Annotated in this window: 17 protein-coding genes and 4 pseudogenes; 10 read left to right on the top strand and 11 right to left on the bottom strand. The window is 62.2% G+C overall.

The window, feature by feature from the left end; translation table 11 throughout:
• The first annotated feature begins 21 nt into the window (after positions 1 to 21).
• Positions 22 to 933 (top strand): LysR family transcriptional regulator, encoded by a 912-nt coding sequence (locus EOA24_RS03080; protein WP_126078857.1) that lies wholly within the window; start codon positions 22 to 24, stop codon positions 931 to 933.
• A 22-nt stretch (positions 934 to 955) separates the two neighbouring features.
• Here EOA24_RS03080 and EOA24_RS03075 read toward each other — a convergent pair whose 3' ends face one another.
• The gene (locus EOA24_RS03075; RefSeq protein ID WP_126078858.1) at positions 956 to 1702 is read right to left on the bottom strand and encodes a sulfite exporter TauE/SafE family protein; all 747 of its coding nucleotides are present in this window, start codon (positions 1700 to 1702) and stop codon (positions 956 to 958) included.
• A 98-nt stretch (positions 1703 to 1800) separates the two neighbouring features.
• On the opposite strand from EOA24_RS03075, the pseudogene EOA24_RS03070 reads away from it, so the two are divergent.
• The 7 genes and pseudogenes from EOA24_RS03070 to EOA24_RS03030 all read left to right on the top strand — a co-directional run bounded on the left by EOA24_RS03070 (position 1801) and on the right by EOA24_RS03030 (position 6758).
• Positions 1801 to 2712 (top strand): annotated as a pseudogene (locus EOA24_RS03070) (LysR family transcriptional regulator).
• Between the two features lie 176 nt (positions 2713 to 2888).
• On the top strand, positions 2889 to 3128 hold the full coding sequence (locus EOA24_RS03065) for a DUF680 domain-containing protein (protein WP_126078859.1): 240 nt from the start codon (positions 2889 to 2891) through the stop codon (positions 3126 to 3128).
• Between the two features lie 357 nt (positions 3129 to 3485).
• Positions 3486 to 4388 (top strand): LysR substrate-binding domain-containing protein, encoded by a 903-nt coding sequence (locus tag EOA24_RS03060; RefSeq protein WP_126078860.1) that lies wholly within the window; start codon positions 3486 to 3488, stop codon positions 4386 to 4388.
• 258 nt (positions 4389 to 4646) lie between these two features.
• The gene (locus EOA24_RS03055) at positions 4647 to 4898 is read left to right on the top strand and encodes a hypothetical protein (RefSeq protein ID WP_126078861.1); all 252 of its coding nucleotides are present in this window, start codon (positions 4647 to 4649) and stop codon (positions 4896 to 4898) included.
• Positions 4899 to 4911: 13 nt separating this feature from the next.
• Positions 4912 to 5358: a hypothetical protein gene (locus EOA24_RS41385; protein WP_189343223.1), complete on the top strand. Its 447-nt coding sequence runs from the start codon at positions 4912 to 4914 to the stop codon at positions 5356 to 5358.
• A gap of 207 nt (positions 5359 to 5565) precedes the next feature.
• A pseudogene (locus EOA24_RS03035) lies at positions 5566 to 5995 on the top strand (tyrosine-type recombinase/integrase); the annotation flags it as partial.
• Between the two features lie 466 nt (positions 5996 to 6461).
• The gene (locus EOA24_RS03030) at positions 6462 to 6758 is read left to right on the top strand and encodes an AlpA family phage regulatory protein (RefSeq protein ID WP_126078862.1); all 297 of its coding nucleotides are present in this window, start codon (positions 6462 to 6464) and stop codon (positions 6756 to 6758) included.
• Here EOA24_RS03030 and EOA24_RS03025 read toward each other — a convergent pair.
• From EOA24_RS03025 to EOA24_RS03005, 5 genes and pseudogenes are all read right to left on the bottom strand, one after another.
• Positions 6712 to 7970 (bottom strand): annotated as a pseudogene (locus EOA24_RS03025) (tyrosine-type recombinase/integrase). The gene EOA24_RS03030 and the pseudogene EOA24_RS03025 sit on opposite strands and share 47 nt — an antisense overlap.
• A gap of 294 nt (positions 7971 to 8264) precedes the next feature.
• The gene (gene guaA, locus EOA24_RS03020) at positions 8265 to 9842 is read right to left on the bottom strand and encodes a glutamine-hydrolyzing GMP synthase (RefSeq protein ID WP_126078863.1); all 1578 of its coding nucleotides are present in this window, start codon (positions 9840 to 9842) and stop codon (positions 8265 to 8267) included.
• 70 nt (positions 9843 to 9912) lie between these two features.
• Positions 9913 to 10545, bottom strand: coding sequence for a 5'-methylthioadenosine/S-adenosylhomocysteine nucleosidase (locus EOA24_RS03015; RefSeq protein WP_126078864.1), 633 nt, complete (start codon positions 10543 to 10545; stop codon positions 9913 to 9915).
• A gap of 124 nt (positions 10546 to 10669) precedes the next feature.
• The gene (locus tag EOA24_RS03010; RefSeq protein ID WP_040997552.1) at positions 10670 to 11128 is read right to left on the bottom strand and encodes a PaaI family thioesterase; all 459 of its coding nucleotides are present in this window, start codon (positions 11126 to 11128) and stop codon (positions 10670 to 10672) included.
• A gap of 94 nt (positions 11129 to 11222) precedes the next feature.
• Positions 11223 to 12512 carry an RsmB/NOP family class I SAM-dependent RNA methyltransferase gene (locus EOA24_RS03005; protein ID WP_126078865.1) on the bottom strand — a complete coding sequence of 430 codons (1290 nt, stop codon included), beginning with the start codon at positions 12510 to 12512 and terminating at the stop codon, positions 11223 to 11225.
• A 331-nt stretch (positions 12513 to 12843) separates the two neighbouring features.
• On the opposite strand from EOA24_RS03005, the gene EOA24_RS03000 reads away from it, so the two are divergent.
• Positions 12844 to 13521, top strand: a complete 678-nt coding sequence (locus tag EOA24_RS03000; RefSeq protein ID WP_126078866.1) for an aquaporin — start codon at positions 12844 to 12846, stop codon at positions 13519 to 13521.
• A 67-nt stretch (positions 13522 to 13588) separates the two neighbouring features.
• Here the strand turns inward: EOA24_RS03000 and katG are convergent, their stop codons facing one another.
• Positions 13589 to 15796 carry a catalase/peroxidase HPI gene (gene katG / locus EOA24_RS02995; RefSeq protein WP_126078867.1) on the bottom strand — a complete coding sequence of 736 codons (2208 nt, stop codon included), beginning with the start codon at positions 15794 to 15796 and terminating at the stop codon, positions 13589 to 13591.
• Between the two features lie 175 nt (positions 15797 to 15971).
• Here katG and EOA24_RS02990 point away from each other — a divergent pair, with 175 nt between their 5' ends.
• Entirely contained in the window at positions 15972 to 16880 is a 909-nt protein-coding gene (locus tag EOA24_RS02990; protein ID WP_126078868.1) for a hydrogen peroxide-inducible genes activator, read from the top strand.
• A gap of 55 nt (positions 16881 to 16935) precedes the next feature.
• Here the strand turns inward: EOA24_RS02990 and EOA24_RS02985 are convergent, their stop codons facing one another.
• The 4 genes and pseudogenes from EOA24_RS02985 to hisG all read right to left on the bottom strand — a co-directional run.
• A complete protein-coding gene (locus EOA24_RS02985; RefSeq protein WP_126083512.1) occupies positions 16936 to 18039 on the bottom strand; it encodes a calcium:proton antiporter in 1104 nt (367 codons plus the stop codon).
• Between the two features lie 84 nt (positions 18040 to 18123).
• Positions 18124 to 18747: a poly-gamma-glutamate hydrolase family protein gene (locus tag EOA24_RS02980; protein WP_127256946.1), complete on the bottom strand. Its 624-nt coding sequence runs from the start codon at positions 18745 to 18747 to the stop codon at positions 18124 to 18126.
• 10 nt (positions 18748 to 18757) lie between these two features.
• Positions 18758 to 20524 carry an AMP-binding protein gene (locus tag EOA24_RS02975; protein WP_126078870.1) on the bottom strand — a complete coding sequence of 589 codons (1767 nt, stop codon included), beginning with the start codon at positions 20522 to 20524 and terminating at the stop codon, positions 18758 to 18760.
• Between the two features lie 73 nt (positions 20525 to 20597).
• A pseudogene (gene hisG, locus EOA24_RS02970) lies at positions 20598 to 20848 on the bottom strand (ATP phosphoribosyltransferase); the annotation flags it as partial.

Here is a 20848-nt window from a genome sequence, read left to right as displayed (position 1 = left end):
TGGCAGGGGACAATCCGCTCGATGGACAGACTCACAAGCCTGATCGTGTTTGGCCGTGTTGTGGAATGCGGCGGATTTTCCGCGGCAGCCCGACGGCTCAACATGTCGACGACGATGGTCAGCAACCACGTCCAGGCGCTGGAAGACCGGCTAAACGTTCGACTTCTCAATCGCACGACCCGCAAGGTAAGTCTGACCGAGATCGGCCAAGCTTACTACCAGCGTTCCTCGCAGATCCTCGCCGACCTCGACGAGGCGGACCGCATCGCCAGGGCGCTCCAGGCAACGCCACAAGGCAAGCTTCGCCTTCACTCCAGCATGAGCGTCGTTCGTTTCCTGGCCCCGGTCATTTCAGAGTTCGTTGATCTTTATCCGACCGTTTCGGTCGATCTGACCGTCAGCGAAAGGATGGTCGACATGGTGGAGGAAGGGTTCGACCTGGCCATGCGTTCGTTGCCACTTCCTGATTCAAGCCTGATCGTGCGGCGACTGACATCGTGGCGCAACATCGTCTGCGGCTCGCCTGCCTACTTCGAACGCAATGGGACGCCGCTTCATCCCGGTGACCTTGTACGTCACAATTGCATGCGCCATGCCTCGTACCCATTCGGTGATGAGTGGCGTTTCGAAGGCCCGGACGGCGAGACCGCGTCTGTTCGGATCAGTGGCAACCTGATCACCAACAGCCAGGAAACGCTTACGCGCCTCGCCATCGATGGTCGCGGCCTGTTCATACCGCCGCCCTTTATCGTGGCCGACGACCTCGGTTCAGGCCGCCTCGTCCGTGTACTGGAGAACTATTCAGGGGTCGAGTTCGCGATCAACGCGTTCTATCCGCATCGTCACCATGTGTCGGCCAAGGTCAGAAGCTTCATCGACCTCCTGGCTGAGCGCTTTGCGGATCACCGCAGATGGATGGAGATGAACTACTGAGGCGTGTGCGATTGACAGGAATTCATAGGAAGGGCCTCGCCAGCATTTCCGTGCCGAGGAGAAAGAGAAGGATCAAGAACCAGCGCCGGAAGATTTGGGCGCTGATGCGTCTTCTGATCATCTGACCGGCCCACATGCCGGCAAGCGCCGGAATAATGGCAAGCCCAGATCCAACAAATTCGTCGATCCGGAAGGCACCCCGCCATGCAAGGCCGGCCGCCAGGGCAATAGTGGAAATGGTGAAGGAAAGGCCAAGCGCCTGCACGAGATCGTCCTTATCGAGATCGAGCGCGTGAAGGTAGGGCACGGCGGGGATGACCAGGACGCCGGTGCCTCCGGTAACCACGCCGGTCGCGACGCCGATGACAGGCGAAAGCCAGGGTTCCAGCCTCGCGGGCACGCGAAGCTGACGAGAGATGAGGGTGTAACCGGTGTAGAGCACAAGGGCTCCCCCCAGCGCGCTCGTCGTGACGGCGGCGCTGCCGCTGGCCAGCAATGATGATCCGGCAATCGTTCCTGCTGCCAGCGCCAGCATCATCGGCCAGAGCCTGCGTGCAAGGACACCGATGCTTCGGCCTGCCAGAAGCTGCCAGACATTGGTCACGAACGAAGTAGCGATCAGCAGGTTGGCCGCGCTCAGCGGCGACGTTAGCGAACCGAGCACCGCCATGGAAACCGTAGGTAGTCCCATGCCGGTGATACCCTTTACGGTGCCGGCGAGGAAGAAGGTCGCGGCTGCCGCGACGACGAGCAACGTGGAGTGATCCATGGCGTTGGCGTAAAGTATTTGGCGACAGACACAATGCGGATGATCCGCTGTCAGGCTTCGGCTGGTCCGAAGGCTGGCTATCGGATACCCTACCACCCGTGCGTTTCGATCTGACAGACCTTCGCCTGTTCCTGGCCGTCGTGGACGCGGCCAGCATTACTCAAGGCGCAGCGGACGTCGGGCTCTCGTTGTCCGCGGCCAGCGAGCGTCTGCGCGACATGGAAGCCGCTGGCCGGGTCAAGCTGCTTGAGCGCGGCCGCCGCGGCGTGTTGCCGACGCCAGCCGGTGAAGCGCTGGCACATCACGCCCGCCTCATTCAGCGTCAGATGGCGCAGATGCGCGGCGAACTCGGCAAGCACGCTAGCGCCTTGCGTTCGACCATCCGGCTTTGCGTGAACACCGCCACCTTCACCGAATTTCTGCCGGAACGGCTGGCATCATGGATGGCCGCGCGGCCATAAATCGATATCGAACTTAAAGAACGACAAAGCTTCGAGATCGTGAGGGCTGTCGCGGCCGGACTGGCGGAAATTGGCATCCTTTCGTCCGCAGTCGACACCGCCAACCTGCAACTGCGTCCCTTCGCCATTGACCGCCTGGTCGTCGTGTTCTGGCGCGATAACGGTTTGGCAGCGCAGAAGCGCGTCGCCTTCGCCGATATCCTCGATCAGCACTTTGTTGGCTTGGCGGGTGGTGCCCTGCAGGATCACATCGATGCCCATGCGGCAAGGTTAGGCGTCAGGCTGAAGACGCGGGTGCGCATGCGCACCTTCGAAGGCATCTGCCAGATGGCGGCGGCTGGCGTTGGTCTCGGCATCGTGCCTGAAACAGCAGCGCGCCGCTGCGCCAAGCCGGCAGGCATCGCGTTCGTTCCCCTTTCCGATGGATGGACTAGACGTCGGCTGTCACTCTGTGTGCGCAATGAAGAGGAATTGACGGCGCCCGCGCGGGATCTCCTAGAGCATCTGACAAAGCCGGTCGGCACCAAGAGACGTTCCCTTGGACAATAGCATTCTGGAGCGGTGTTGAATCAGCGCGACTGACCGTGAGCACATTATCGCTCGCGCCGGATGATCTTTCCCAATCTTCGACGATTATCACGAGCCATCCGAAGATGCACCGTCTTCGCGAACGGGCGAGAACCTGTTCGTGAGCCAGGGCCACAATTCAACCTTAGGAGACTTCCATGAAAAAGATCGCTCTTTACACCGCCGCGCTATTAGCCGTCAGCGGCAGCGCGTTCGCCGAAAACCCGAATGTCGGCGGTTCTGATATCAACGCGATCGCGAAGGCGCAGGTCGACAACGCCCATACCTCCTCGGTCCGGCACGACGCCGGCTACGCACTGCTCAATCCCGGCGCTAACGCAGCCACCTCTCAGGATCCGATGGTCGAGCGGCGGCGGGATCTCTTCGGCAACCGCTGAACACCGCGCTTGATGGTTCGAAACTCAAAGCGGCGGATCGTCCGTCGTTTCGACACCCGATTGGCGAGTGGCGGAAAGGAGAAATATGATGGATGCAAACTTCAACGTAGTCGCTTTCAGGCGGGCACGAACAAGCAACCCGCCGCTGGGTACCGAGGCGAAGGCAGGAGAAGTGCGGCCAATCCGGGGTGGCGTATGCAGCGCAATCGCTTCCCCGCGGTGTAAAGGGGAACTCCAGTGGATGCGATTGACGGGCCTTTCGGCAATAGCCAGCTTTTTCAAGGAGAAGTTATGGGTCAATTGGCCAAAACGTGCATTTCTATTTAGTTTTCCTAAAGAAAAGAGGAGGGTGCCACAATGAGCTTACGCCTGCCGAGCCTCCGGGGAGTGCAGGCCTTCGAGGCCGTCGGTCGCTCGGGAAGCGTCGCAATCGCGGCGCGTGATCTCGGCCTGACGCCGGGAGCGGTCAGCCAACACATCGGCAGGCTCGAGGAAGAGGTCGGGGTGGCCCTTTTCGAGAGGAAGGGACGCAGTCTGGCCTTGACGTCGTGGGGGCAAATCTACCTTCGCAGCGTGCGTGACGGTTTCGACCACCTGCGTGCGGCAAATGACGTTCTGCAGCGCGCCCGGCTGAAATCCGAGATCGTGATGAGCGCGCCGCCGTCCCTAGCTATCCGATGGGTGCGCAGATTGCTCGGAGAATGGCAAAACCTAACGCCCGGCGTTAGCGTAAGACTACTTGGCGATGATCACGAACCTGTATTCGAGGATGAGCAGGTTGATTTCCGTATCTCCTACGGAACCGCTCGCCTTAAATACGCGCATTTCACCGACTTGTTCGTTGATCGGGTTGCACCGGTGTGTTCTCCATCATTCTTGGAAGCGCATCCAATTGAAAATCCGGCCGATGTTATGAGGTGGCCTCTCATTGGAATCGAATGGAAGAACCCCTATCAGTCACCGCCATCGTGGTCCGACTGGGCGATCCGCTTTGGTTTGACGCAACTCGAGCCGTCCTGCGGGATTTCATTCTCACTCTCGAGTACTGCGATCGACGCAGCGATTGATGGGGCTGGTCTCGTCTTGGGACAGGCCTCGCTTGTCGCCAGTGAAATTGCGAGTGGGAGGCTAGTGGTGGCGTGTGATTGTTGGATGGCTCTCTCCGAGCCATATGCATTAGCTTGGAACCCCGCAACGCTAGACCGGCCGCACGGCAGCGAATTTAAGAACTTCGTGGTTCGGGCAACCCGAAAAGTTTAACCGACAGCCGGAACGGTAATGGTGTGATCATCTGAGGTCCAGGGGGGTTGCCCCGCCTGTCGGCGGTGGCGGCAGCAGATTTGATCGACCTCTGTGGGTCACACACGGACCCGCAGACCATCCCGTTCACACTCCTTGACCGCAGTTGGCCGAAGAGGTCGAGGACGTATCTTTCGATCGTCGCTCGCACAGACTAAATCCTGATTGCTGCAGGGAAGTTCGCACTTGTGTCGCGCGAAGATGCCAGGGGGCGACCTCATGAAAAGCGACTTCCTCTCCTATCCGCCTCGCGGTCTCTCACGCGAAGAAGCCGCCCGGTATGTCGGCGTGGGCATTACCAAATTTGACCAAATGGTCGCTGACCACCGCATGCCAAAGCCGAAGAAGGTTGACAGCCGCGTGATCTGGGATCGCATTATAAAGCTCGAAGCTGCGTTTTCCGAACTACCTGGAGACGATGACGAGAATATCGTCGACTTCCTGTTGCAAGGGAATCATCGCAGGGAATAGACTTATTTCTGCTATGAGCGACAAATATCCCGGCCTCTCGTCCTACACCGATCGCCACGGCAAACTCCGCTGGCGCTATCGGACGAAGGATCGTGTTGTCAGTCTGCCGGCGCCAAACCAACCCGGTTTCAAGGATGCCTACCAAGCAGCGGTCGCGGGCCGGAAAGTCCCAAAGGCCCCCGTCGTTCAATTGCCAGGAGCTGCTCTGCCCGGCAGCTGTGGGGTCGATTTCAATCCAGTCTTGCCGCAGCGCGACATAGACCAGCTTGCGTATGCCCACCAGCAGGTGCTTGGCCTTGTGTGGCGTGGCGATGAAGCGGCCAAGAAGCTCTTCAACATGGATGCGTCGAAGGTTCCTAACCGGCACGTTCCGCCAGATGAGCGGGTGATCTGGGACCACCCGCAGTTCCAAAAATTCTTCGATCAGCCGCGTGTTTTTGCGCTTGCTGGCCTCGTCTAGCGCCAGCCATTTGACTGAGATCTTCAATCTTTGAAAGGCGGCTCCAAAGGTCGTCACCGCGGCGGTTGCCGAGCCAAAGTGCCAAACCGTAGCAAGTGCGTGCCGCGGTGCCGAGCTGCCAACGGTTTTCGAATTGCGCCATGACCCTCGCGCGACCATGCTTTCCAGCCGGCATAGGCGGGCCGCCATTCGACGGCCGTCGCGGGCCTGCGTTGGGACCAGAGGGTTACCCGCCGTGTTTTCATCGACGGCGTCGAGCGTCACTTCGATGGATTTGATATCGTTCAGGCCAAGAACAAGGGACGCACTGGCGGCAAGCGACTTTTTGTGCCGATCACACCAATGCTCTCCGATATCCTGGATGCGGCCGACAGGCGCGGCGAAACCGTCCTAGTCAACGGCTATGGGGAGCCGTTCTCCGCCAAATCGCTGACTGGAATGATGGCGCATTGGTGCAAGCTTGCCGGCCTGCCCAAGGGCTTGACGTTGCACGGGCTGAGGAAGTCACTTGGAGTTTATCTGGCGGAAGCCGAGGCCTCTACCCGGCAGCTCATGGATCGACCATGCGGAGCTTTACTCACGCGAGGCATCGCAGGTTCGGCTGGCGGTACAGGGTATGGATCGAGTCGTACGCCTCGTAACGCGCAAGCCGATGCTTGGCGAACCTATTGGCGAACCTCGTGGCGAACCACCATATAAAGCATTGATAAATAACGATAATGGTGGGCCCGGAGGGACTCGCCTCAAAGTGGGCAATCATGGCTACGTTAAGATCAGGCTCATGCAAAGCAATTCCGTCTCTAAGCGGGGATTACAGTTGATACCAGCGGCATGTAATGTGCTCCGGCTTGCTACCCGCCCAGACAGATTTGGGCATCAAGCTTTACATCATCGAGATGCTTCGGCGCTTGCAGACGAAGCAGCATGAGCAGACTGGCCCCCTGGGAGGCACAGCAACCACTCGCGTGCTACGTAGGTTGTGGAACGTTAGACCTGTCCCTTTCACCGGTCTAACCCCGCCCGTGATACGACGCCGAGCCCGAAGCTCTTTTCCTATCGAACGCAGTCGTCTTCAATTTCAGCTCGCCACTAAGGAGTAGAAGATGGTCCGATCAAATGAACAAGTACTGCGCCGTACGATTAGGAGGCATCAACTCCGAGAAATGGTGCCGCTTGCCGACAGCACTATTTATGAAATGGAACAGCGGGGCGAGTTTCCGCGACGCTTCGCTTTGACCCCAAGATGTGTGGTTTGGGACTTGAGCGAGATTCAAGCATGGCTTGCAGCGCGCCGCTCAAAACCAATTCTGCGCGCTCCCAAACCGGACCTGAAGCAGCGTCGAACCCGACCGGTCAGAGAGAGGGATCAGGCCCCAGGAGCGGCATCGAAGGCGGGATAAGCGTCGGGATCCACTTCTTTCCATCGACCCACGCGTTCCACGGTATCCGACCACTCCTGCATCATGGGGCGGCGTTGCACTTCATACTCGGCCTTGTTGTAGACGCCCCGAGATGAACGTCCGTCCTCATGCGCTAGGCACTTCTCGATCCAGTCGCTATTGAAGCCAAGTTCATTCAACAGCGTCGAGCCGGTTTGTCGCAGGTCATGGACCGTGAACGGCTCCAGAGGCAACCCTTCGGACTTCGCGCGCTCGACGACAGCGTAAGTGACCCGGTTGAAGGTGGCGCGCGACATCGGGGCATCCGCATCGTAGCGCGACGGAAGAAGGTATCTGGAATTTCCCGCACAGGTCTTCAGGGCGATCATTATGTCGAGCGCCTGGCGCGACAGGTACACGTTATGCGCCTTGGAGCGCTTCATCCGTTCCTTCGGGATCGTCCAGACCGCATTCTCGAAGTCGACCTCATCCCAGACCGCGTCCTGCAGCTCGCTCTTACGCACCATCGTGAGCAGGTAAAGTCGCATTCCCAGACGGATCGTGGGAAGTGTGGCAACATGCTCGATCTGTTTTAGCATCACGCGAATTTCCGACGGCGAGAGCGAGCGGTCCTTTGGCACGAACGTAGCAATCGATGCGGGCCCTACGTCATCGGCTGGGTTGGCCACTTTCTCCCCATGCAGGATCGCAAAGCCGTAAATCTGCTTCAGGATGTCTCGCACGTGGATGGCGGTCGCCGGAGCACCACGTTCGACGATGCTTCCACAGTGGGCTCTTAGATCGTCCGGAGTGATCTCCGTCAGGAGGCGATTGCGCCAGACCGGAAGAAGCTCCCGTTCGAAGATGGAGCGTCGCATGGCACGTGTACTGTCTGCCATCGGCGCCGCGGTGAGCCACTTTTCTCCGAACTCGCCAAAACTCTTAGCCTCTTTCAGGCGGCGTTTCTCGCGCTGCTTCTCAATCGCCGGAGATCGTCCTTCGGCGATAGCGCGCTTCGCGTCGAGACACTTCTCCCGGGCCAGGGCAAGCGAGATGCCGTCGCGCCCCATACTTGCCCAGATAGACCGTCTCCCGACGACCGTTGAGCCTGTAATCGAGCCGAAACGAGATCGCCCCACTGGGCATCACCCGGACATACATGCCGTCACGGTCAGCAATCTTGTAGATTTTCTCTCTTGATTTCAGTGCCTTAAGGGCGGCATCCGTCAGCATCCCTATTGCCTCCTAAAAAGTACCGTCAGTACAATTTCGAGACTCCGTGACAGAAAATTTCCTTTTTTCTTCAATGCCTTAAGGCACAAAAAAGTACCGTCATAAGCCTCATCGGCTCTGACGGTACTTAGAAAAATTCGGGTGGGCAATATGTGGAAGGTCCGTCAAGCGGTCCGTCAAAGCCAATCTCTGCGTACCGATTGTCGCCGATTGCCCCCGAAAGGATTTATTTTTGTTTTCAGTACGTTACGTCGCAGTTTGGCGTATTTCCGGCGACGTTGGAGTGGGTCTGAATCATTCCCACTCGATGGTGCCTGGCGGCTTCGAGGTCACGTCGTAGACGACGCGGTTGATGCCCTTGACCTCATTGATGATGCGGGTGGCGGCGGCGCCGAGGAAGTTCATGTCGTAGTGGTAGAAGTCGGCCGTCATGCCGTCGACCGAGGTCACGGCGCGCAGCGCGCAGACGAATTCATAGGTGCGGCCGTCGCCCATGACGCCGACTGTCTGCACCGGCAGCAGCACGGCGAAGGCCTGCCAGATGGCGTCGTAGAGGCCGGCCTTGCGGATCTCGTCGAGATAGATGGCGTCGGCCTCGCGCAGGATCTCCAGCTTCTCGCGGGTGATGCCGCCCGGGCAGCGTATGGCAAGGCCGGGGCCTGGGAAGGGATGGCGGCCGATGAAGCTTTCGGGCAGGCCGAGCTCCTTGCCCAGCGCCCTCACCTCGTCCTTGAACAGTTCGCGCAGCGGCTCGACCAGCTTCATGTTCATGCGCTCGGGCAGGCCGCCGACATTGTGGTGCGACTTGATCGTCACCGACGGGCCGCCCGAGAAGGAAACGCTCTCGATGACATCGGGATAGAGCGTGCCCTGCGCCAGGAAATCGGCGCCGCCGAGCTTCTTCGCCTCTTCCTCGAATACCTCGATGAACAGGCGGCCGATGGTCTTGCGCTTCTTCTCCGGATCGGCCTCGCCTTCCAGCGCCGAGATGAAACGGTCTGACGCATCGACCAGGATCAGCGGCAGGTTGTAGTGCTGGCGGAACATCTCCACTACGCTTTGCGCCTCATACTTGCGCATCAGGCCGTGGTCGACGAGGATGCAGGTCAGTTGATCGCCGACCGCCTCGTGGATCAGAAGTGCGGCAACCGAGGAGTCTACGCCGCCCGAAAGCGCGCAGATCACCTTGCCCTTGCCGACCTGCTTGCGGATCGTTTCGACCGCGTGCTCGCGATAGGCGCGCATCGTCCAGTCGCCCTCGATGCCGGCGATGTTGTGGACGAAGTTTCTCAAGAGCCTCGCGCCGTCCGGCGTGTGCACCACTTCCGGATGGAACATGATGCCGTACATCTTGCGCTCGATATCGCCGAAGATGGCGAAGGGCGAGCTTTCCGACTTGCCGAGCACCTTGAAGCCCGGCGGCAATTCGATGACCCGGTCGCCATGGCTCATCCACACCTGGTGGCGCTGGCCGGGCGCCCAGAGGCCCTCGAACAGCGGGCTCTCCTTCTCGATCTCGACGAAGGCGCGGCCGAATTCGCGGTGATTGGAGCTTTCGGCGACGCCGCCCATCTGCACGCAGAGCGCCATCTGGCCGTAACAGATGCCGAGCACCGGCACGCCGGCGTCGAAGACGATCTGCGGCGCGCGCGGGCTGCCGATGTCGGTGGTCGAGGCCGGACCGCCCGACAGGATCACCGCTTTGGGATTGATGCGCTTGAAGGCCGCTTCGGCCGATTGGAACGGCACGATCTCGGAAAAGACGCCGGCCTCGCGGATGCGGCGGGCGATGAGCTGCGTGAACTGGCTGCCGAAATCGATGATCAGGACAGTGTTGGGCAGAACGGTGTCGGGATGATTGGCTGTCGTCATGGCGAGCCTTTAGAGAAAGAAACGAGTCGGCGCAATGGGCTCAGCGCTGCGGCCTTCCGTCCTTTTGCGCCTATGCCAGCCGGATCGCGCCGGATTCGATCGCCTGCTCAAGTAGCCCAATGGCCGCGGCGAGCTTCTCGTCGATGACGTGCAGATACTCCGTCCAGTCGTTGACGTGCCTGAGATCGGCCGCGCCGTCGGAAATGCCGCGCAGCCCAATCAGCGGCACGCCGAAGAGCTGGCAGGCGCGCAGGCAGGCGAAGGTCTCCATGTCGACCATGTCGGCATCGATGGCGTCATAAGCGGCGCCGGAGACGATCGCGCCGCCGGTAGAGAGCGAGGCTGTCTTGATGCCCGGGACGACGAAAGGCAGCGGCACCGTCACCGGCAGGTCGAGGAAAGGCGTCGCCCCCTTCTCGAAGCCAAGCGGCGAAGCGTCCATGTCGCGATAGCTCACCGACACGGCCTGGTAGATTTCGGTCTGTTCCAGCTCGCGGCTGCCGGCCGAGCCCAGCGAGACGATCAGGTCCGGGAGCGCTCCTTCGGCCTTCAACGCCGCGAGTTCGGCGCTCAGCCGCACAGCAGCCTCGACCGGACCGACACCAGTCATCAGCGGCGTGAACAGGTTTTTCAGGTGCGGGCCGTATTCGGCCTCCACCGCCATCACGAAGAGAACGGATTTTTCCGACATTTCGACGGTCATGGCGGCTCCACCCCTGTTTGTTACCACTACGAAAAGGAAAGCGGCAACGCCGTCTGCCGGCCCTTTGCTATGGCTCGCTCGAAAGCCCATTTGGGGGCTTTTCGTCCGCTGCGCGGACCGCTTCTCATCCCTCGATTCCGTCGCGGCCGACCACTGTCATCATCGTGCCAGTCATCGTGGCAATCAGCTTGGCCTCGCCGTCGGCGGCAAAAGCGTAGGCCTGGCCGTCGGCGACGATGATGGTGCGGCCGGGCTTCGTCACGGAGCCGCGGAACAGGAAGCGCTCGCCCCTGCCCGGCGCCAAAAGGTTCACCTTGAACTCGATGGTCAGCACGCCGGAATTTTCGGGCATCAGCGAAAAGGCCGCGTAGCCGCAGGCCGAGTCCAGCGCGGTGGAAATGACGCCGGCATGCAGGAAACCGTGCTGCTGGGTGAGCGAAGCCGAGTAAGGCATCTCGATTTCGATGATGCCGGGCGTTACCAGCGTCAGCTCCGCGCCGATGGTGGCCATGGCTTTCTGCCGGGCAAAGGACGTCCTGACGCGTTCCTCGAAGTCGGGAGCGGGTACGATCTTGGCTGCCATGGTCTCCGCCTCACGTTTTGCTGGCGAAGCTTATTGCAGAGGCAGGCAGCACAGGCAATCTTTTATGTTGCAGCGCAGCAAAATCGCGCGGCTCTCAGGCCCCCCTGCGCAAGGCGTGGAAATAAAACCCGTCGGTGCCACTCAGCGCCGGCGACAGCGAGATACCACCGTTGCCGGCAATGCGCGCGGCGCCTTCATGGCCGGGGAAGCGGCCCTCCCAGAGCTGGCGATGATCGACCGGCGCAAAGCCTGCATGGCGTTCGCGGAACGCCGCGACCTGCTCGCCGTTTTCGGCGTCGAACACCGAGCAGGTGATGTAGACCAGCAGACCGCCCGGCCTGACGAAGGCCTGGGCCGTGTCGAGGATCGCCTGCTGCTCTGCCTTGCGGGCATCAAGCTGCCGCTCGGTCAGTCGCCATTTGGCGTCCGGGCGGCGACGCCAGGTGCCGCTGCCGGTGCAGGGCGCGTCGATCAGCACGAGGTCCATATGACCTGAAAGAGGCGCAAGCTCCGCCGGCTTGCTGACGACCTGGATGTTGCGGTTGTGCGAACGGCGGATGCGCTCGAAGATCGGCGCCAGCCGCACCTTCTCAGCGTCATAGGCGAAGAGCTGGCCTTTGTTGTCCATCTCGGCCGACAGTGCCAGCGTCTTGCCGCCGGCGCCGGCGCAATAATCTAGCACCTGCATGCCGGGCTCGGCGCCCGCGAGCGCCGCGGCGAGCTGCGAGCCCTCGTCCTGCACTTCGAACCAGCCTTTCTGGAAAGCGGGCTCGGCCTGCACGTTCGGATGTCTGCCGTCGCCATCGATGGGCGGGATACGGATGCCGTGCGGCGCGATCGCCGCGGGTGCCGCGCCGGTGCCCTGCAGCTCGGCCAGCACCTTGGCCCGATCGGCCTGGAGTGTGTTGGTCCTGAGGTCCAGCGGCGGACGCCGGGCGAGCGCAGCGCCTTCCTCGACCCAGGCGTCGCCATAGGCTTGCTCGAGCAAAGGCGCGCACCAGTCCGGGACATCCGCTCGCACGGCATCGGGCGCATCGGCAAGCCTGCGCTCGGCGGCTGCCTTCAATTCGGCGGCGCTGAGCAGCGGCGGCGCGAACTTGTCACCGTTCAGCGCTTCGTTGAGCGACTGCGCCGTTTGCCCCCACTCCAAGAGAAGCGCGCCGAAGCCGATGGCGCGCGGCGTGTCCTCGTCGAACAGCCAGCCGGCCGAGCGTTTGCGGCGCAGCGCGTCATAGACGATGTTGCCGATCGCGGCGCGATCGCCGCCGCCGGCGAAGCGATGCGAGAGGCCCCAGTCGCGCAAAGCGTCGGCCACCGGCCGGTGGCGCCGGCCGATGTCTTCGAGAACGTCTATGGCCGCCGCCAGCCTTCCGCCCAATCGCATCCCGTTTTCCGTAGCTCCTGCAAATCGGTTCCAGCCGCTCTTAAAGCCTTTCAGGCCAGGATTGAAACAATTCTATTCGGCTTGCCGGTGAAACAGGGTTTCAGCGCGACGCAATTTCCCCAAACGGTCTTTCGATCGCAAGCGGCGCTACGGAAAAAACAAGAACAATCAACCAGAATATGAAAGATCTCTAATGTACTTACCTGACATACACAAGCAAGCCTGCCGGCTTAATCTCTCAGCTTTCCAAGTGTTTCCGGCAGGAATACTCTTCGCCAGTGATTCGCGACGCGGGAAACGTGGTTTCGACGGATCCAATGAGGAGAGGGCAATGAAGACTTATCTGGCAGAAGTTCTCGGCACGTTTTTGTTGGTGTTCATCGGCACGGCTTCCGTGGTCACGGGCGGTTTCGGCGGCGCGCTGCCGCTCGGACAGGAAGGCATCGGCCTGGCGTTCGGCATCGGCCTGATCGCCGCGGCCTATGCGATTGGCCCGATCTCGGGCGCGCATCTCAATCCGGCGGTGACGCTCGGCGTGTTCCTGGCAGGGCGGATGCCGGCCAAGGACGTCGTTCCCTACTGGATCGCGCAGATCATCGGCGCCATCATCGCCTCGCTGGCGCTGTGGATCATCGTTTCCGGCCAGGCCGGCGGCCACACCGGCGGCTTCGGCGCCAATGGCTGGGACGAGGCGAAATGGGGCATGAGCTCGGCCTTGCTGTGGGAGCTGATCGGCACCTTCACCTTCGTCACGGTGATCCTCGGCGTCACCAACGCCAAGCACACCACCGCCTTTGCCGGCCTGGTGATCGGCCTGACGCTGGCCGGGCTGCATTTCGCCATCATCCCGGTTACCGGCACGTCGCTCAACCCGGCGCGCTCGATCGGCCCGGCGTTGTTTTCGGGGGGTGCCGCGCTCAGCCAGCTCTGGCTGTTCATCGCCGCGCCGCTGATCGGCGGAGCGATTGCCGGCGTCGTCGCCAAGGCCGGCATCTTCGAAAAAGACTGACAGCTCCGGAGAAACGCAAAAAAGGCGCGGGCATGACCCGCGCCTTTTTTGCTTGAGAGGTACGACCTTACTTCGCGATGTCGAAGCGGTCGGCGTTCATCACCTTGGTCCATGCCTTGACGAAGTCCTTGACGAATTTCGCCTTGGCGTCGCTTGAACCATAGACCTCGGAGAGCGCGCGCAGCTGCGCGTGCGAGCCGAAGATCAGGTCGGCGCGGGTGCCGGTCCACTTCACTTCTCTGGTCTTGCGGTCACGCGCTTCGTAGACTTCATCGGAACCCGGCTCGGAGCCGGCCGCCGGATCCCAGACGGTCGCCATCGAGAGCAGGTTGACGAAGAAGTCGTTGGTGAGCTGGCCCGGCCTGTCGGTGAAAACACCGTGCTTGGAACCGCCGGCATTGGCGCCGAGGACGCGCAGGCCGCCGACCAGCACAGTCAATTCCGGCGCCGTCAGCGTCAGCAGCTGGGCGCGGTCGACCAGCATCGCCTCGACCGACATCGGCAGCCTGCCTCTGCTGTAATTGCGGAAGCCGTCGACTTTGGGCTCCAGGGCCGCGAAGGAGTGGACGTCTGTCTGCTCCTGAGAAGCGTCCATACGGCCCGGGGTGAAGGGCACCTTCACCTCAGTGCCGCCGTCCTTCGCCGCCTTTTCAACCGCGGCGGCGCCGCCAAGCACGATGAGATCGGCAATCGAGACCTTCTTGTCGCCGGTCTGGGCCGCGTTGAACTCCTTCTGGATGGCTTCCAGCTTGGCAAGCACCTTGGCGAGCTGAGCCGGCTCGTTGACTTCCCAGTCTTTCTGCGGCGCCAGACGGATGCGGCCGCCATTGGCGCCGCCGCGCTTGTCCGAGCCGCGGAAGGTCGAGGCCGAGGCCCAGGCGGTCGAGACCAGCTCGGAGACCGAGAGGCCGTAGGCCAGGATCTTGGCCTTGAGCGATGCAATGTCGGCTTCGCTCACCAGCTCGTGGTCGATGGCGGGGATCGGATCCTGCCAGATCAGCTCTTCCTTCGGCACGAGCGGGCCGAGATAACGCACGACCGGACCCATGTCGCGGTGGGTGAGCTTGAACCAGGCGCGAGCGAAGGCATCGGCGAACTCAGCCGGATGCTCATGGAAGCGGCGCGAGATCTTTTCATAGGCCGGGTCGAAACGCAGCGCGAGGTCGGTGGTGAGCATGGCCGGCGCGTGGCGCTTGGAGGGATTGTGCGCGTCCGGAACCGTGCCCGCGCCGGCGCCGCCCTTCGGCGTCCACTGATGGGCGCCGGCCGGGCTCTTCGTCAGCTCCCATTCGTAGTTGAAGAGGTTGTCGAAGAAATTGTTGCTCCACTTGGTCGGCGTCGTCGTCCAGGTGACCTCGAGACCCGAGGTGATGGCGTCGCCGGCGATGCCGGAGGCATATTTGCTCGACCAGCCGAGGCCCTGCGCCTCGATGCCGGCGCCTTCCGGCTCGGCGCCCACCAGCGAGGCATCGCCGGCGCCATGGGTCTTGCCGAAGGTGTGGCCGCCGGCGATCAGCGCCACGGTTTCTTCGTCGTTCATCGCCATGCGGCCGAAGGTCTCGCGGATGTCGCGAGCCGCCGCGACCGGATCCGGCTTTCCGTTCGGGCCTTCCGGGTTGACGTAGATGAGGCCCATCTGCACGGCGCCGAGATGGCCGCGAAGCTCACGATCGCCCGAATAGCGCTCGTCGCCGAGCCACTTCGCTTCGGAGCCCCAGTCCACATCCTGCTCCGGGTCCCAGACATCGGCGCGGCCGCCGGCGAAGCCGAAGGTCTTGAAGCCCATCGATTCCAGCGCGACGTTGCCGGTGAGGATCAGAAGGTCGGCCCAGGAGATCTTACGGCCGTATTTCTGCTTGACCGGCCACAGCAGCCGGCGCGCCTTGTCGAGGTTGGCGTTGTCCGGCCAGCTGTTCAGCGGCGCGAAACGCTGCTGACCAGCACCGGCGCCGCCGCGGCCGTCGCCGATGCGATAGGTGCCGGCGCTGTGCCAGGCCATGCGGATGAAGAGCGGCCCGTAATGGCCGAAGTCGGCCGGCCACCAATCCTGCGAATCCGTCATGACCTTGTGCAGGTCTGCGATCACCGCATCGAGGTCGAGGGTCGCGAACTCCTTGGCGTAGTCGAAGTCTTCGTCCATCGGGTCCGACAGGTTCGACTGCTGGTGGAGAACGGAAAGGTCGAGCTGGTTCGGCCACCAGTCGCGGTTGGTCCGTGCGGATCCATGCGCCACCGGGCATTTGCCAGCGCTGTTGTCGTCGGTTTTCGCGTCCATCTTGGGTCTCCCGATTCTGCCGAGGTTTTGCCGTGGTTGAATTTTGCCGAGGTTGATTTTCCCGGAATTTCCCAGGGGCAGCCATTGGCCGCGCCAACCTGGAATGATTCCAGACTAGGCCGGCCGGCCGATAAAGACAAATTGCCTTTCCTGTTTCATTTGATAGGATTTTCTTATGATTGGCCTCACTGTCCGACAGATGCAATATTTCGACGCGCTGGCGCAGACGCTGCATTTCGGCCGCGCCGCGAAGCTTGCCGGCGTCAGCCAACCGGCGCTTTCCGCGCAGATCGCCGAGATGGAAGAGCGGCTGAACTGCCTGTTGTTCGAGCGCGGTGGCAAGACGGTGCGCATGACCGACGAGGCGCTTGCCCTGCAGCCGCGTATCGAACGCATTCTGGCCGACATACGTGACGTCGAGACGACTGCCCGGCGCGGCCGCCCGAGCATGGAAGGACGCTTCCGGCTGGGCATCATCCCGACCGTCGCGCCCTACCTGTTGCCGCATGTGCTGCCGGAGCTGAAAAAACACTACCCTTCCCTCCAGCTCGAGCTGCGCGAGGCGGTGACCGCGTCGCTGGTCGAGGAAGCGACGTCTGGCCGGCTCGACGCCTTCATCGCGGCCTTGCCGCTCGATCAGCCGGCGATCGTCACCGAAAAGCTTTTTGCCGACCGCTTCTTCCTCGCCGTGCCCGCCGGCGATCCGGCCTTCGCCTCACCGCCGGTGCCGCCCGAAAGCCCGGCGCTGGAGCGCCTGATGCTCTTGGAGGAAGGCCACTGCCTGCGCGAGCAGGCTTTGGCCGTCTGCGGCAGTGTGCGGCCGGTGGCGATGGCAAGCTATGGCGCGACCAGCCTCACCACGCTCCTGCAGATGGTCGCGCACGGGCTTGGCGTCACGCTGGTGCCGGAAATGGCAGCAAGTGCCGCTGGCGCCCTGCCGGATCTGAGGATCGTGCCGTTCCAGGAGCCGATGCCGCAGCGCACGATCTGCATGGCCTGGCGGAAGAACAAGGTGCGCCAGGACGAGTGCGTGGAACTGGCGCGGATCATACGCGGACTGGATCGGGCGGTGCTCGCGGCGTGAAGCGCTTCTCGAGGCGGCGCTAACCCTGCGCCCGATGCTCGGCTCGCGACACCCTTCACGGCACGAAGATCAGAAACACATAGGTGAAAAACACCACGACATGGACCATCCCGGTCAGGAACGTCGTTCTTTCGGTGCTGAAGCTGACGCTGCATATGAAGAGCGCCAGTACCAGAAGCACGGCATCGGAGGCCGGAAGCCCCAGGGTCAGTCCCCTGCCCGTCAGCAGACTGGCGGCCGCGACCGCCGGTATCGTCAAACCGATCGTGGCGCAGGCCGACCCCATCGCGACGTTGAGGCTGCGCTGCAGCTCGTTCCTGAACGAGGCGCGGATCGCTGAGATGGCCTCCGGCATCAAAACCAGCGCCGCGATCAACGCGCCCACGATACTGTCGGCCTGGGTCACCTGGTAGGCGGCGAGCGCGTCCTCCACGCTCGCGGCGACCTGCTCGGCGAGCAGGACAATGCCGATGAGCCCACTCAACAGCAGCACGGCGCTGACGGAAATGCTGTCGTGGGAGGCGGTTCGCATCGGTGCGTCGTGTGCCTGTCCCTGGACGAAGTCCTCCCGGTGACGAACGGTCTGGGCGAACACGAAGCTCGCATAGAGCAGCACCGAAAGGACGCTCACGAAACCAAGCTGAGCCGCCGAAAACGTGCCGGGGTCCGTGGTTCGGGTGTAGGTCGGAAGAATAAGCGTCATCACGGTCAGCGCGATCAGGACCGACAGGTAGGCGCTGGTCCCTTGCCGGACGATCGCCTGCTTGCGATAGCGCCAGCCGCCAAGCGTGAGGCAGATGCCCACAACGCCGGTGGAGGTGATCATCACCGTCGAGAAAACGGACTCGCGCGCCAGCGTCGGGTTGTTTTCTCCATGCAGCATCATGGAGACTATGATCGACACTTCGATCGCCGTCACCGCGAAGGTCAGCACCAATGTTCCGTAGGGCTCCCCTACGCGCCGGGCGAGCGCCTCGGCATGATCGAGCACGACGAAAATGGTGACGAACATGATGGCGCTCGACAGCGCTCCGACGAGGATCCTGACGTTTAGCGACCCTTCGTCAACCGAAAGGCCGCTGGCCTTGACCGCGAGAGCCATCGCCAGCGCGGCCAGCGGCATCGTGTAGGACGTTCCCGACCGGGCGTAACTCGTCATCCACCCCCCTTGGTCTACACCATGCGTTTTTTCGACCTTAGCGGAAAAGCGCGTGGGGAGCACGTCCCGAGCACTTTGCAGCATTCAAAATAGGATTGGGGACCAGGCACCATTTTGGGCGTCGCTTGTCTCCATGGCCCTGCGAACCGCCCCACAGAATTTTTCCAGAAGGTCCGGCTCGTTGCCCAGCCGGCGGCGCAGCGAGAAGGGGACTTCCAGTTGTGCGCCTTTTCCCGTCAATCCGCGATTGACGATGTTCGAATCCTGGATGCCCGGAAACGGATGGTTGTCCTTTTGCGTCTGGAAGCCGGCCTCCTGCAGGCGCCAGGCTATCTCCGAAACCAATGCGGCGTCCTTGCCGCCCAGGTAGACCGTCGCGAGATCGTCGCGATCCTGACGGCCGTGGATGGCGACGACAGTGGACTTGGTCCGCAACAGGTCCAGCGCGGTTGCCTCGTCGAAGTTCCTGGACGTTATGTGCAGCTCCCGGTTGCTTTCCGGCATCAGCCCTTCAAAGCAATACATGTCGAGATCGTCGCCGGCTATCGTCTCGGTGATCAGGGAGGTGCGGGGCTCTATCTTGCCGCCATGCGGAGCCATGACGATCGCGCCGCCCGTTCGCGCGCCTCGGCGGACGACGATGCGATAATCCACGTTTTCGATTTTGGCGGCCCTCAGCGCCGCGAAATTGGGAAACTCGTTGTCCATAAATGCCGTTTCACGCCGTCTTCTGCGCCACCAGCCCGAGTTCCTCCACCATCGCTTCGCGCATCAGGAATTTCTGCGGCTTGCCGGTCACCGTCATCGGCAATTCGGTGCGGAAACGGATGTGGCGCGGCACCTTGTAATGCGCGATCTGGCCAGCGCAGAAGGCCTTGATTTCCTCGGCGGTGGCGATCTGGCCGGGCTTCAGCACGATCCAGGCGCAGAGTTCCTCGCCATATTTGTCGTCCGGAATGCCGAAGACCTGCACTTCCTTGACCTTTGGATGGCGGTAGAGGAACTCCTCGACCTCGCGCGGATAGACGTTCTCGCCGCCGCGGATGACCATGTCCTTTACCCGCCCGACGATGTTGCAATAGCCCTCGGCATCTATCGTGGCGAGGTCGCCGGTGTGCATCCAACCCTCGGCGTCGATCGCCTCGCGGGTCTTGTCAGCGTCGTCCCAATAGCCCTTCATCACCGAATAGCCGCGCGTGCAAAGCTCGCCAGGCTCCCCGACCGCGACGGTCGCGCCATCCGCGCCGATCGCTTTCACCTCGACATGCGGGTGGATGCGGCCGACGGTGGAGACGCGCTTTTCAAGCGGGTCGTCGACGCTGCTCTGGAAGGAGACCGGGCTGGTCTCGGTCATGCCATAGGCGATGGTCACCTGGCTCATATGCATGAGCGACACCACCTTCTTCATCACCTCGATCGGGCATGGCGAGCCGGCCATGATGCCGGTGCGCAGGCTGGAGAGGTCGAAGCCGGCGAAATCGGCATGGTCGAGCATGGCGACGAACATGGTCGGCACGCCGTAGAGTCCGGTGCAATGCTCCTGCGCGACCGCTTTCAGCGTCGCGCCGGCGTCAAACCCTTCGCCAGGGAAGACCATGGTCGCGCCCTTCGACACGCAGCCCATCGTGCCCATCGACATGCCGAAGCAATGGTAGAGCGGCACGGGGATGCAGAGCCGGTCATCGACGGTGAGTTTTATGGCCGAGGTGACGAAATTGCCGTTGTTGACGATGTTCGCGTGGGTCAGCGTCGCCCCCTTCGGCGCGCCGGTCGTGCCGCTGGTGAACTGGATGTTGATGGCATCTGCGGGCTTCAGGCTCTCCGAGATGCGGTCGAGACTGTCGTGCTCGTCGCGGCCGGCCATGGCCAGCACATCGCCGAAATTGAACATGCCGGGCGAATTGTCGTCACCCATGCGGATGACGATCTTCAACGCCGGCAGCTTTTTCGCCTTGAGCTTGCCGGGCTCCGCCTTGGCGATCTCCGGCGCGAGCGTCTCGATCATGCCGAGGTAATCGGATGTCTTGAACTGGGCCGCCGTGACCAGCGCCTTGCAGCCGACCTTGTTGAGCGCATATTCCAGCTCGGTCAGCCGATAGGCCGGGTTGATGTTGACCAGGATCAGGCCGATGCGAGCGGTGGCGAACTGCGTCACCAGCCATTCCCAGCGGTTCGGCGACCAGATGCCGACGCGGTCGCCCTTTTCCAGGCCGAGCGCCAGGAAACCGGCGGCCAGGGCGTCGACCGCATCCGACAGCTCGCTCCAGGTGAAGCGCTTGTCCTGACCGACGAAGACGGCGGCGTCGAGCGTGGCGTATTTGCTCACCGTATCGGAGAACAGCTCCGGAATGGTCTTGTCGAGCAAAGGCACCAAGCGATCGCCCGAGACATGCGCCTTGCCGCCGGCCGGGGCAATAAAGGTGCCGCTCGCGCGATGCCCGCGCAAATTGGTGGCGTTCATAAGCTCGTCGAGTTTGATCGCCATCGCCGTCTCCTCCCGAGATGATTGAGCCTATCAGCCTGCAAAGGCGGTGGAAACCCGCCGAAGGTAGGGAGGGCTAAGCGACCAAGGCGCCCATTTTGGCTGCGATTGCCCGCAACCGTGCCTCATCCGCCGCGTCGCGCTGCTTCCTCGACGCGACCAGACAGGCCTGCGACTTGAGGATGGTGCCGTCGCCCAGCACCTTGAGGTGGTTGGCGCGCAGCGTCGAGCCGGTGGTGGTGATGTCGACGATGACGTCCGCCAGGCCGGCGGCCGGCGCGCCTTCGGTGGCGCCGAGGCTTTCGACGATGCGGTAGACCTGGATGC

This window comes from Mesorhizobium sp. M2A.F.Ca.ET.039.01.1.1, assembly GCF_003998035.1.
Lineage (GTDB): Bacteria > Pseudomonadota > Alphaproteobacteria > Rhizobiales > Rhizobiaceae > Mesorhizobium.
This window is presented reverse-complemented; position numbering and strand designations above follow the sequence as displayed.

Coding starts and splice junctions, on each gene's coding strand:
- EOA24_RS03080 (WP_126078857.1), top strand. CDS start 22: ATGGACAGACTCACAAGCCTGATCGTGTTTGGCCGTGTTGTGGAATGC.
- EOA24_RS03075 (WP_126078858.1), bottom strand. CDS start 1,702: ATGGATCACTCCACGTTGCTCGTCGTCGCGGCAGCCGCGACCTTCTTC.
- EOA24_RS03065 (WP_126078859.1), top strand. CDS start 2,889: ATGAAAAAGATCGCTCTTTACACCGCCGCGCTATTAGCCGTCAGCGGC.
- EOA24_RS03060 (WP_126078860.1), top strand. CDS start 3,486: ATGAGCTTACGCCTGCCGAGCCTCCGGGGAGTGCAGGCCTTCGAGGCC.
- EOA24_RS03055 (WP_126078861.1), top strand. CDS start 4,647: ATGAAAAGCGACTTCCTCTCCTATCCGCCTCGCGGTCTCTCACGCGAA.
- EOA24_RS41385 (WP_189343223.1), top strand. CDS start 4,912: ATGAGCGACAAATATCCCGGCCTCTCGTCCTACACCGATCGCCACGGC.
- EOA24_RS03030 (WP_126078862.1), top strand. CDS start 6,462: ATGGTCCGATCAAATGAACAAGTACTGCGCCGTACGATTAGGAGGCAT.
- guaA (WP_126078863.1), bottom strand. CDS start 9,842: ATGACGACAGCCAATCATCCCGACACCGTTCTGCCCAACACTGTCCTG.
- EOA24_RS03015 (WP_126078864.1), bottom strand. CDS start 10,545: ATGACCGTCGAAATGTCGGAAAAATCCGTTCTCTTCGTGATGGCGGTG.
- EOA24_RS03010 (WP_040997552.1), bottom strand. CDS start 11,128: ATGGCAGCCAAGATCGTACCCGCTCCCGACTTCGAGGAACGCGTCAGG.
- EOA24_RS03005 (WP_126078865.1), bottom strand. CDS start 12,512: ATGCGATTGGGCGGAAGGCTGGCGGCGGCCATAGACGTTCTCGAAGAC.
- EOA24_RS03000 (WP_126078866.1), top strand. CDS start 12,844: ATGAAGACTTATCTGGCAGAAGTTCTCGGCACGTTTTTGTTGGTGTTC.
- katG (WP_126078867.1), bottom strand. CDS start 15,796: ATGGACGCGAAAACCGACGACAACAGCGCTGGCAAATGCCCGGTGGCG.
- EOA24_RS02990 (WP_126078868.1), top strand. CDS start 15,972: ATGATTGGCCTCACTGTCCGACAGATGCAATATTTCGACGCGCTGGCG.
- EOA24_RS02985 (WP_126083512.1), bottom strand. CDS start 18,039: ATGACGAGTTACGCCCGGTCGGGAACGTCCTACACGATGCCGCTGGCC.
- EOA24_RS02980 (WP_127256946.1), bottom strand. CDS start 18,747: ATGGACAACGAGTTTCCCAATTTCGCGGCGCTGAGGGCCGCCAAAATC.
- EOA24_RS02975 (WP_126078870.1), bottom strand. CDS start 20,524: ATGGCGATCAAACTCGACGAGCTTATGAACGCCACCAATTTGCGCGGG.